The sequence below is a fragment of the Brevundimonas sp. ABV4_179 genome (assembly GCF_056311945.1).
This window is the reverse complement of the sequence record NZ_CM149976.1, coordinates 1,039,104-1,051,170: the sequence shown is the minus strand read 5'-3', so window position 1 is coordinate 1,051,170 and position 12,067 is coordinate 1,039,104. Positions and strand designations below refer to the sequence as shown.

Here is a 12,067-nt window from a genome sequence, read left to right as displayed (position 1 = left end):
GGGGCCAATCAACGCCCATGACCGACCCGATCACGCCAAAGCCCGTCGACGACGCCCCCACTCTGCTGACCGCCTGGAAGGCGGCGCAGGCCCGGCTGAAGACCGGCCGCATCGACAGCCCCGCCATCGACGCGCGCCTGCTGCTGGAGGCCGCCGCCGGCGCCAGCCGCATGGACATCCTGACCGACCCCTATCGGCCCATCACCGCCGATCAGCTGAGCGCCTATGAGACCATGGTCGAGCGCCGGATGAGGCGCGAGCCGGTGTCGCGCATCGTCGGCAAGAAGGGGTTCTGGAAGATCATGCTGAATGTCACCCCCGACGTCCTCAGCCCCCGCCCCGACACCGAGACCCTGATGGACGTGGCCATGCTGGCCTTCGCCAAGAACGAGGCGTTCGAGGCCATCGACCTGGGGACCGGCTCGGGGGCGATCCTGCTGGCCCTGCTCAGCGAGCGGCCGGCCGCCAGGGGCGTCGGCACGGATATCTCGTCGGAGGCCCTGGCGGTGGCCAAGGAGAACGCCGCCAATCTGGACCTGAACGAGCGCGCGACCTTCCTGCGCACCGAATGGGCCGCGGGCTTCGGCGACGCCAGCTTCGACCTGGTGCTGTCCAACCCGCCCTATATCCCGACCGACCATATCGCGACCCTGGACCCGGAGGTCCGCGACCACGACCCGCACCTGGCCCTGGACGGCGGCCCCGACGGCCTGCAGGCTTACCGTGACCTCGCGCCCGAGGTGAAACGCATCCTGAAGCCGCTGGGCGTCTTCGCCGTCGAGATCGGCTTCGACCAAGGCCCGCAGGTCAAGGCGCTGTTCGAGGCCGTCGGCTTCACCGACGTCAAGATCATCCAGGACCTGGGCGACCGCGACCGCGTCGTCACCAACGGCCCCGACCCGCGCACCAATCCGATCCCGCAGGACTGACCGAGATCAGACGGTCGGCGGACAAAAACACCGTCTAATTCGTCTAATTCGTCTGAATTGCCCCTCCCCGACCGTGCGATGCGTCCCCTGCGGACGAACCGAGACAGGGTCGCACGGTTCGGGGGCGTGGGCAGGAGGATGACGCTGGCGGGCGGCAGGGTGTTGGAATCGTTCGCGATATGCGTCGCAGATGCGCGGGCTGGCGGCTTTCTTTAGGACTGCTGCGAGCGTTTACGCGTTCACGTCCGAGATTGACGCAGAGTGTCGTCATGCTCAACATTGACGTGATTAATGGCACCTTAGGATTGTCACGTCACTTTGCTGCCAGAAGACGGAAAGCGCTGTATGGCCTACATATTCAGCATCAAGCCAGAATACTGCGCTCAGATTTTCGATGGACTGAAAACGGTCGAACTTCGCCGCCGAGTTTCGCCCCGGATTTCTGTGGGTTCGTTGATGCTGGTTTACGAAACCATGCCTACGAAAGCCATAACTGGCGTGGCAGTCATCACCTCGGTTAACGCCATGCCATTGCATTCCCTCTGGAGCGTGGCGGAACGCGAAGGCGGCATCTTACGGGATGCGTTCTTCTCATATTTCGACGGGCTAGAGGACGGCTTCGCGATCAGCATAAGGTCTGCAACAAAGTTTCCAGTCCCAGTGCCTCTAAGCGCCATGATGGAAAAATATGAGTTGCAAGCGCCACAATCTTACAGAGAGATACCCGATCACGTAACGGCGGCGCTTCTTCGGCATGGCCAAATTTCTGCTGGACACCAACATTCTGATCCCAGTGGAGGACGCAAGAGCCACACCGGATTCCTACGCCTCGCTGCTGCGTGATCTACAAGCAAAAGGTCACACCTCACACATTCATGAGGCTACCTTAGCTGACATCAAGCGCGATCCGGACGTTTCGCGCAGATCAATTTCACTATCCAAGGCCGCAAAGTATCCGCATGTGAAGAATAGCTGGCGAGACGCAGCTGCCTTAACGAAAGACTTCGGAGAGATACGTAACGACAACGATCTGTCTGACGCCCACATTCTCAGTGCGCTCTATGATGGCATCGTGGACGCCCTGATAACTGAGGACCAAGGGCTTCACACGAGGGCCCACCGCCGAGGTCTCGGACAAAAGGTTCTGACAGTTCGTCAGGCGCTAGATTTTATCAACGGCACATACGCGCGCATCGACTATGTGCTCAAATCGGTATCTAGAAAATTCTGCTACGAACTTAAGCCCAGCGACCCAATTTTTGGTTCTTTGATTGAAGACTATCCGCCTTTCGCCGCTTGGATGGAAAAGTGCCGAAAGAATGATCGTGAGTGTTGGGTTGTTGAGGACGATAGCTCGATAGCTGCTTTAGTCATATTCAAGGATGAAGCCAGCGACGAAACACCGGAGGGCGTGGTTGGAGAGCGCGTTCTCAAACTCTGCACATTCAAAGTTTCGGAGCGCTATCGCGGCGGTCGGCTAGGAGAGCAGTTACTCAGACAGGCGATGTGCTTCGCTTATGATGGCGGATATGACACGACATATTTGACCGTGTTTCCAAAGCAGATTGCTCTGCGCGAGTTGATCCAATCGTTCGGTTTTCGAAATGTCTCTGAGCAAAGTAACGGCGAGCTTGTTTATGCCAAGCACTGGGATCGGACGCAAAAATTAGATGCTTCCGACGCTGTCCGAGTACGTCGAAACTATCCCGCTTGGCCGTCAATCTTCCACAACGGGCTGATCGTCCCTGTGCGACCCGGCTACCATGATCGCCTTTTCCCAGAGGCAGCATCACGTTTGGCCGATATGCCGGGCGATCTTTTCGCATCTGCTTGGTCACAGGGAACGCCGGAACGCTCCAGCCCGTCCAACAGCATTAGAAAAGTCTATCTAGGCTATACGCCAACCAGCGAAGTCGCACCGGGGACCCTCATCGCGTTTTACAGATCCAGCGACAACGAAACGGGCGTCAAAAGCGCGATCGCTGCCGTGGGAATAGCCGAGCGATACGACCACATAGCAGACTACGAGCAGGCAGTTACTATCGTTGCTAAAAGATCAGTCTACACAAACGAGGAGCTAGAAAGCCTCGTACGAAAGCCGGGACTAAAGGCACTCACTTTTTTATTTTACGGATACCTGAAAGAACCTCTCCAGCGGAAGGACGTCGAGGGCCGAGGATTGCTCGACGGCCCTCCGCAGTCTTTCGTTGGAGTCTCGGGAAATCGCCTCAAGCTGCTCGAGCAAATCGTCCGCGGCAATCTAGAGGCGGCTTAGTCAATGCACCCGCATCTTCCCGATCTCCAATCCGCCCTCGCCAGCGGTGACGGCGATCACCCCGCCGTCCTCGATCTCGCCGGCCAGCAGCTTGCGCGCGATCGGGTCCACCAGGTCCTTCTGGATCACCCGCTTCAGCGGCCGCGCGCCATAGGCGGGGTCGTAGCCGCGGTCGGCGAGCCAGGCCAGGGCGCTGTCGTCCAGGTCCAGGGTCAGGCGGCGGTCGGCGAGCAGTTTCTCGAAGCGTGACAGCTGGATGCGGACGATGCCGCCCATCTGGTCGCGGCCCAGGCGGTGGAACAGGATGATCTCGTCGATCCGGTTCAGGAACTCGGGCCGGAAGTGGGCGCGCACGGCCTCCATGACGAAGGGGCGCACAGCCTCCACATCATCGCCCTCGCCCTGATCGGCCAGATACTGGCTGCCCAGGTTGGAGGTCATTATGATCAGGGTATTGCGGAAGTCGATGGTTCGGCCCTGCCCGTCCGTCAGGCGGCCGTCGTCCAGCACTTGCAGCAGCACGTTGAAGACGTCGGGGTGGGCCTTTTCGACCTCGTCGAACAGGACGACCTGATAGGGGCGACGACGCACGGCCTCGGTCAGGGCGCCGCCCTCGTCATAGCCGACATAGCCGGGAGGGGCGCCGATCAGGCGGCTGACCGAGTGTTTCTCCATATATTCCGACATATCCAGGCGGGTGATGGCCGCCTCGTCGTCGAACAGGAAGTCGGCCAGGGCCTTGGTCAGTTCGGTCTTGCCCACGCCGGTCGGGCCCAGGAACAGGAAGCTGCCGAGCGGACGGTTCGGGTCGTTCAGGCCGGCGCGGGCGCGGCGCACGGCGTCGGAGACGGCGGCCAGAGCCTCGTCCTGACCGACGACGCGACCGCCGAGCGCGGTCTCCATCTGAAGCAGTTTTTCGCGCTCGCCTTCCAGCATCTTGTCGACCGGCACCCCGGTCCAGCGGCTGACGACGGCGGCGATCTGTTCGGCGTCGACGACCTCGAGGGTCAGAGGGCCTTTTCCGCTGGTTTCGTTCGCCTCGGCGTCTTCGAGCTGTTTTTCGATCTGGGGGATCTGACCGTAGGCGATCTCTGATGCCCTCCCTAAGTCGCCGGCGCGCTGGGCGTTGGCGAGTTCCAGGCGCAGGCGGTCCAGGGTTTCGCGCAGCTGGGCGCCCTGGCCGACCTTGTCCTTTTCGGCCTTCCACTGGGTGGTCAGATCGTCGGACTGGCCTTCCAGATCGGCGATCTCGTCCTCCAGCTTCTCCAGACGGGCTTTGGACGCCGTATCGGTTTCCTTCTTCAGGGCCTCGCGTTCGATCTTGAGCTGGACCAGGCGGCGGTCGATCTCGTCCAGGGCCTCGGGCTTGGAGTCCACGGCCATGCGCACGCGGCTGGCGGCCTCGTCGATCAGGTCGATGGCCTTGTCCGGCAGGAAGCGGTCGGTGATGTAGCGGTTCGACAGGGTGGCGGCGGCGACGATGGCGCTGTCGCTGATGCGGACCCCGTGGTGGACCTCGTACTTCTCCTTCAGTCCGCGCAGGATCGACACCGTGTCCTCAACAGTGGGCTCCGCGACGAAGACCGGCTGGAAGCGACGGGCCAGGGCCGCGTCCTTCTCCACGTGCTTGCGATACTCATCCAGCGTGGTCGCGCCGACGCAGTGCAGTTCGCCGCGCGCCAAGGCCGGCTTCAGCAGGTTCGACGCATCCATCGCCCCGTCGCCCTTACCGGCCCCGACCAGGGTGTGCATCTCGTCGATGAACAGGATGACGCCCCCCTCGGCGGCGGAGACTTCCGCCAAGACGGACTTCAGCCGCTCCTCGAACTCGCCCCTGTATTTGGCGCCTGCGATCAGGCTGCCCATGTCCAGGGCCATGACGGTCTTGTCGCGCAGGGATTCGGGCACGTCTCCGTTGACGATGCGCAGGGCCAGGCCCTCGACGATGGCGGTCTTGCCGACGCCGGGTTCCCCGATCAGGACGGGGTTGTTCTTGGTGCGGCGGGCCAGGACCTGGATGGTGCGGCGGATTTCCTCGTCGCGGCCGATGACCGGGTCGATCTTGCCGTCGCGGGCGGCCAGGGTCAGGTCGCGGGCGTAGCGTTTCAGGGCGTCATAGCCATCCTCGGCGCCCGCGCTGTCGGCGGTCTTGCCCTTCCTCACCTCGGCGATGGCGGCGTCCAGCTTGTCGGCCGTGACGCCCGAGGCCTTCAGCACCTCGGCGGCGACCCCGCCTTCCTTGGCCAGCGCGGCCAGCAGGCGTTCAGTGGTGACGAAGGCGTCCCCGGCCGATTTGGAAGCTTGCTCGGCGGCGGCGAAGACGCGGGCGGTGTCGCCGTCCAGATAGAGCTGGCCCGACCCGCCCGAAACCTGGGCGCGCTTCTTCAGGGCGGTTTCGACATCGGCCTCGGCCCGGCGGGCGTCGCCGCCGGCGGCCGTGATCAGATTGCGCGCCAGGCCGTCGCGTTCCTCCAGCAGCACCTTCAGCAGATGCTCGGGCGCGAACTGCTGGTGACGGCGGGCCAAGGCCAGCGACTGTGCCGACTGGACGGCCTGTTTGGCGCGGTCGGAATAGAGTTCGAGATTCATCGGTGTCCCCTCATCAGGCGGATTTCCGCCCGCGACGCCCTTTCAGGAAGCGACGACGCGGGTCTGTGAAACCGAGATGGTGTGGCGGATGAGGCACACAAGGGGTCGGCTGACGGAGATTTTCGCCCGCCCGCGCGGGGCCTCAACCGCCCGACGGGCCGGTCGAGAAGTCGAACTGTTCGGGCTGGCGACGCTGGCCGCCGCCGAAGTTCCAGGTCAGGCCGACATAGAAGGCGCGCAGCTTGATCTTCTGCTCGTTCCGCTCGCTGAACAGCGGCGTGTCATAGACGGTCGTGTTGCTGAACGAGTTGAACAGGTCGCGGCCGGTGAAGTTGAACGACAGGGTGTCGCTGAGCTTTCTGCGATAGCCCAGATTGACCATGCCGCCGGCCTCGCGCGTGCCCTGGGCCAACAGGCTGTCGCCCTGCCAGAAGCCGCTCAGCTGGACGAAGTCCTTGGTCGTCGGCTGCCAGTTCAGACTGAGACGGCCGCTGGCCAGGGTGGACTCGCGGTCGCCGCCGCCCGCCACGGCCCCGGCGTCGATCTCCTGACGGAAGACGTTGATGCTGGCGTTGTAGCGCAGGGTCGGGTGCAGGCGGCCGTTGGCCGTCAACTCCAGGCCGATGTCGCGGCGCGACCCCAGGTTCTCTGGCCGGGTCAGCAGGACCCCGCCGCCGATGTCGGTCGCCACGTCGGTGAAGGCCTTGTCGGTGTCGCGCAGATAGGCGGTGGCCTGATAGAAGCTCTGGCCCTTCCGCATCTGCCACATGGCCTCGAACGAATCCGTCTCCTGCGGCTGCAGGTCGGGATTGCCGGACCGCCGGTTCAGCGGGTCCTGATAGGAGACGAAGGGATTCAGCTGGCTGGGCTGGGGCCGCTGGATGCGGCGCGAATAGCTGGCGCGCAGGGTTTGTTCGGGGTTCAGCTGATACTGCAGATGGGCGGTCGGATAGGCCCGGAAATAGTCCTGGGACGCCGCGGCCCCGCCGGTCAGATCCTCGATCCGGATGTCAGCCCGCTCCAGCCGCAGACCCAGCTGGCCGGACAGCTTCTCGCCCAGAGGCCGCTCATAGGTGGTGTAGAGGGCGTGGACCGTCTGGCGCGCCTCGAACCGATTGTTCAGGGCCGGAACCGGGACCACCGCCGCCTCGGACGGGCCGCGCAGGAAGTCGGTGCGCTGTTCCGGGCGCTGGTCGTTCAGCTCGTACCCCAGACGCAGCTTGCCGCCGGTCGACAGCGGACGGGTGTAGGCGCTGGTGAAGCCCCAGTTGACCTGATCGGTGGCGTTGGCGGTGCGTTCGTACAGCGCCTGACCGGCCGGGATCAGATAGTCGGTGACGGCGAGACCCGAGCTGTCGTTGCTGTTCTTGTCATAGCGCAGCTCGTTGGACCATTCGTGACCCGCATCGTCAAAGCGGCGCAGCACGCGGGCGGTGACGCCCCAGTTGGCGAAGTCGAAGTCCGAGGCGCCGTCGCGGCGATAGCTGCTGGTCACCGCGCCACTGGCGTCGCGTGTCTCGAACAGGCCGCCGCCCGCGCCGCTTCCATCGAAGGCGACGCCACGCAGTTCGCCGGTCAGCTGGGTCTTGTCGTCCAACTTGTATTCGGCGGTCAGGCGGCCGAAGGCGCCGTTCTGCTCGGAGGCGACGTCCTGATCCATCCGCGTGGTCGAAACCGTGGCGCCGGTGATCGGATCGCGCTGATCGCGCTGGCGCAGGATGGTGATGTCGGTGGGATCGGCGCGGTAGCTGAAGTCGCCCGACAGGGTCAGACGGTCCTTCTGATACGAACCGCTGAGGCCGGTGTTCCAGCGGCCGTTGTCGCCGACGTTGACGCGCAACGAGCCGGTCGTCTGGGTGCCCGGCTTGGGCGCCGTGGGCTTGGTGATCAGATTGATGACCCCGCCCGAGCCTTCGGGGCTGTAGGCGGCGGACGGATTGGTCATCACCTCGATGCGCGCATACTGGCTGGCGGGCAACTGGATCAGCGCCTGGCCGCGACCGGGGCCGGTCAGGATGCCGGACGGACGGCCGTCCACCAGAATAGTCACATTGGCGTCGCCGCGCAGGGAGACATTGCCTTCCGGGTCAACATCGACGGAAGGCACGTTGCGCAGGGCGTCGGCCAGGCTGCCGGTCGTGGCCTGCAGGTCGTTGGCCAGGCTGTAGCTGATGGAATCGATGGAGGTGCGGACGTCCGCGGCGCGGGCGTTGACCACGACGTCGCCCACAGCGGCGGGGGCCTTCTGGTCGTTGGCGGTCGGCGGGGCGGGCGGGGTCTGTTCCCGAGACTGAGCCGGAGTTTGGGCCGGAGCTTGGGCCTGTGCAGGCGGCGTGGCGGCCGCCGGGGTCTGGGCTAGGGCCGCGCCGGCGGGCAGGGCCAGGACAGCGCCGACCACGGGCGCGAGTTTGATGATCGACATTGACGTCCCCCTACGGCGTTTCCGCGCCGCCTATCTTTTCGCAACTATCAGGCGGCGCCCGCGCGCCCGAGTTACATCTTTTTCATCGACAAGGCGGCCGCGTGGCCAAGCTTGGGGAACCGTCAGCGTCGCCATACGCTTTGGCGCGATGCTGACCACAAAGATGAACCCCCGCGTGTTCTGGGGCGCCAGCGCCATCGCGGGCGTCCTGCTGCTGATGACGCTGGTTGCGCCCAACACCTCGGACCTGATCTTCGGACACGCCCAGGCCTGGGTGATCGACACCTTCGGCTGGTTCTACGTCGCGGCCGTGGCGGGCTTTCTGGGGGCTGTGGTTTGGCTGGCGGTCGGGCCGACCGGGCGGCTGAAACTGGGGCCGGACGACGCCGATCCCGACTTCCCCTATCTGTCGTGGCTGGCCATGCTGTTCGCGGCGGGCATGGGCATCGGCCTGATGTATTTCGCCGTCGCCGAGCCGGTGCAGCACTATATCGCCCCGCCCGACGAGGCGCCCGGCACGGTCAAGGCCGCGCGCGAGGCCATGGTCATCACCTTCACCCATTGGGGCGTCCACGCCTGGGCCATCTATGCGGTCGTTGGACTCAGCCTGGCCTATTTCGCGCACCGGAAGGGCCTGCCCCTGACCATGCGGTCGGGCCTGTTCCCCCTGCTGGGCAGGCGGATCAACGGGCCGATCGGCGATGCGGTCGACATCTTCGCCATCTGCGGCACCCTGTTCGGCATCGCCACCTCGCTGGGGCTGGGCGTGGCGCAGATGGCGGCGGGCCTGAACTATGTGTTCGGCATTCCCAACACGGTGCTGATCCAGGTCGGACTGATCGTGGCGGTTATGGGGATCGCGACCCTGTCGGTGCTGTCGGGCGTGGAGAAAGGCGTGCGCCGGCTGTCGGAGCTGAACCTGATCCTGGCGGTCTGTCTGATGCTGTTCGTCCTGTTCGCGGGGCCGACCCTGTTCCTGCTGCGTGCGCTGGTGCAGAATTTCGGCCTGTATCTGGACCACTTCTTCCAGCGCACCTTCACCCTCTACGCCTATGAGCCGCGGGCCTGGATGGCGGACTGGACCCTGTTCTACTGGGCCTGGTGGATCGCCTGGTCGCCGTTCGTGGGCATGTTCATCGCCCGCATCTCGCGCGGGCGCACGGTGCGCGAATTCGTGGTGGGCGTGCTGCTGGTGCCGACCGGCTTCACCTTCCTGTGGATGACGGTCTTCGGCAATACGGCCATGGCCTATGACATGGGCCAGGCGGCTGGCGCGATTTCCCAGGCGGTGCAGGCCGATCTGTCCACGGCCATGTTCCACTTCTTCGAACAGCTTCCGGGCACGCTGTTCACCTCGACCCTGGCGATCCTGCTGGTGGGGGTCTTTTTCGTGACCTCGGCGGATTCAGGCTCTCTGGTGATCGACACCCTGGCCTCGGGGGGGGCGGACGACACCCCACGCTGGCAGCGGATCTACTGGTGCGTGATGCAGGGGGCGGCGGCGGCCCTGCTGCTGCTGGCCGGCGGCCTAGGGGCCTTGCAGGCCGCGACCCTGGTGGCCGCCCTGCCCTTCTGCATCATCATGATCCTGTTGGTCTTCGGCCTGTTCCGTCAGATGAACGCCGACCTGAGCGGCGAGACCCTGACCACCGAGGCCGCGCCCCTGTCGCAACAGCTGAAGCGGATCATGACGCCGGCCAGCCGCAGCGACATCCTAAAGGAGATCGAACGCCAGGGCCTGCCCGCGCTCGAGACGGTCTACGCCGCCCTGGGCGCCGAGGATTCCGACGCCGAGATCGGTCGCGACGACGCCGCCGCCTGGCTGACGATCCGTCACGCCGACCGGGTGTTCATGTATCGGCTGGGCGCCCGATCCCGCGCCCGTCCCGCCATCACCCAGCGCGACGCCCCCGTCGGCCGGCGCCCTCTGGAATGGCGCCTGACCGCCCAGACCGGCGCCGGCGAACGCCCCCACGACATCACCGGCTTCACCCATAGCCAGATCGTCGCCGACGTCCTGGACAAGCTGCAGGGCTGGCGACTGGCGTAAGCCGATGTGGGGCGCTAGCGTCGCGGGGTCTTCGTCGGAGTTCGCCATGTCCATTCGCCTTTCGCGCCGGTCCCTGTTCGCTTCGGGGGGCGCCGCAGCGCTGGCGGCGCAGCCGGCGTTCGCACGAGCGGAGGCTCAGACGCCGGCGGCGAACGACGACGCCGCGCTGGCTCAGGCGGTGGACGCCTATGTGGCGAAATGCATGGCGGCCTGGCCCGATCAGCCGGCGCTGGGCGTCGCCGTGGTCAAGGACGGAGCGACCGTCCTGGCGCGGGGATACGGCGTCAAGGTTCAGGGCAAGCCGACGCGGGCCGACGAGCATACGGTGTTCGCCATCGCGTCCAACACCAAGAACGTCACCGCCGCCGCCCTGGCCATTCTGGTCGACGAGGGCAGGGTGAAATGGGACGAACCCGTCAAAGCCTATCTGCCCGACTTCAAACTGTCCGACCCCTATATCGGCGACCACATCACGGTGCGCGACACCCTCAGCCACCGGGCTGGGTTCGGCCTGGGCGCCGGCGACCTGCTGTTCTGGCCCAACAGCGACCGCACACGCGCCGAGGTGGTGGCCCAGGCCGCCTTCGTGCCGATCGAGGACGGGCTCCGGGCGCGATATCACTACTGCAACCTGATGTTCGTGGTGGCGGGCGCGGTGCTGGAGGCGGTGTCGGGCATGACCTGGGAGGCCTTCATCCAGACTCGCATCCTGGACAAGGTGGGCATGACTGAGACCGTGCCGCTGGCGCGTCTGGCCGACCCCGCCAGGTCCGCCCTGCCCCACGCCCGCGTCGGACCGCCGCTGCGCACCCACGGGCCGATGGTTCAGATCGCCCAGTCCATCGCCGAGGTCTGGAACTGGGATTCGGCGGCGGCGGCGGGCGGCATCTGCACCACCCCGGCCGACTGGGCCAAATGGATCGCCGTGCGCCTGAACGAAGGCAGGCTGCCGGACGGTTCGCGCCTGTTCTCCGAAGACGCCGCACGCGAGATGTACCGGCCCAACATCATCGTCGGATCGTCGCCGGGGCCGACGGCGGAACTGCCGAACCGGGCCATCGCCTCGACCTACGCCATGGGTCTGCAGGTCCAGGACTATCGCGGCGAGCGGATCGCCAGCCACGGCGGCGGATCGCCCGGCGGGATTTCGGCGACTGTGCTGATCCCCGGCCGCAAGACCGGCTTCTGCATCTTCTCCAATGCGGAGGAAAGCTTCCTGCTGCGCGCCCTGCGCTCGGGGATTTCCGACCTTTGCATGGGTAAGGTGGACGTCGACTGGATCGCCGATTCCAAGAAGCAGGAGGCCGAGGGCGAGGCCAAGTCCCAGGCGGCCGCCATCGAGATCGACGCCAAGCAGCGCGCCGGCGCCCCGCCCGCCATGCCGCTGGACGCCTACGCCGGGACCTGGCGCGACCCCTGGTACGGCGACATCGTCATCGAACCGCGCACCCAGGGCCGGGGTCGCAACAGAAAAAGCGGCCTATGGCTGCGCTTCACCCACACGCCTGCGCTTCAGGGCTGGCTGGAGCCGTACGACGGCGAGACCTTCCGCACTCGTTTCCCGGACAAGCGCGAGGAGGACGCCTTCATCACCTTCGCCATCCAGACGGCCCGTCCCGCGACGGCGACGATGAAGGGCGTCAGCCCCGACATCGACTTCAGCTACGACTATCAGGACCTGCGCCTGACACGGGTATGACGCGGGCCTGAGGGTCGCCGGTCGGCCCTGTGACCCAGGGTCGCAAAGCCGGAACGGGCCCGGGGGCCGGGCGCTGTCTTCCCATCAACCCGAAGGGAGACCG

At 65.5% G+C, this 12,067-nt stretch carries 7 protein-coding genes; 5 read left to right on the top strand and 2 right to left on the bottom strand.

From position 1 onward, the window contains the following. The first annotated feature begins 17 nt into the window (after window positions 1-17). From prmC to ACYX4P_RS05120, 3 genes are all read left to right on the top strand, one after another. A complete protein-coding gene (gene prmC / locus ACYX4P_RS05130; RefSeq protein ID WP_248121214.1) occupies window positions 18-929 on the top strand; it encodes a peptide chain release factor N(5)-glutamine methyltransferase in 912 nt (303 codons plus the stop codon). Window positions 930-1,274: 345 nt separating this feature from the next. Then, window positions 1,275-1,772, top strand: coding sequence for an ASCH domain-containing protein (locus ACYX4P_RS05125; RefSeq protein WP_248121212.1), 498 nt, complete (start codon window positions 1,275-1,277; stop codon window positions 1,770-1,772). Beyond that, the gene (locus ACYX4P_RS05120; RefSeq protein WP_292048091.1) at window positions 1,684-3,204 is read left to right on the top strand and encodes a GNAT family N-acetyltransferase; all 1,521 of its coding nucleotides are present in this window, start codon (window positions 1,684-1,686) and stop codon (window positions 3,202-3,204) included. The genes ACYX4P_RS05125 and ACYX4P_RS05120 overlap by 89 nt, the downstream gene beginning before the upstream one ends. Here the strand turns inward: ACYX4P_RS05120 and clpB are convergent, their stop codons facing one another. Both clpB and ACYX4P_RS05110 read right to left on the bottom strand, forming a co-directional pair. Further along, the gene (gene clpB / locus ACYX4P_RS05115) at window positions 3,205-5,793 is read right to left on the bottom strand and encodes an ATP-dependent chaperone ClpB (RefSeq protein ID WP_248121208.1); all 2,589 of its coding nucleotides are present in this window, start codon (window positions 5,791-5,793) and stop codon (window positions 3,205-3,207) included. A gap of 142 nt (window positions 5,794-5,935) precedes the next feature. After that, the gene (locus tag ACYX4P_RS05110) at window positions 5,936-8,215 is read right to left on the bottom strand and encodes a TonB-dependent receptor domain-containing protein (RefSeq protein ID WP_248121207.1); all 2,280 of its coding nucleotides are present in this window, start codon (window positions 8,213-8,215) and stop codon (window positions 5,936-5,938) included. A gap of 163 nt (window positions 8,216-8,378) precedes the next feature. Between ACYX4P_RS05110 and ACYX4P_RS05105 the strand changes: the two genes are divergently transcribed. Further along, the gene (locus ACYX4P_RS05105) at window positions 8,379-10,265 is read left to right on the top strand and encodes a BCCT family transporter (RefSeq protein WP_476070208.1); all 1,887 of its coding nucleotides are present in this window, start codon (window positions 8,379-8,381) and stop codon (window positions 10,263-10,265) included. A gap of 46 nt (window positions 10,266-10,311) precedes the next feature. Continuing rightward, window positions 10,312-11,964, top strand: a complete 1,653-nt coding sequence (locus ACYX4P_RS05100) for a serine hydrolase (RefSeq protein WP_248121203.1) — start codon at window positions 10,312-10,314, stop codon at window positions 11,962-11,964. Window positions 11,965-12,067 lie beyond the last annotated feature (103 nt).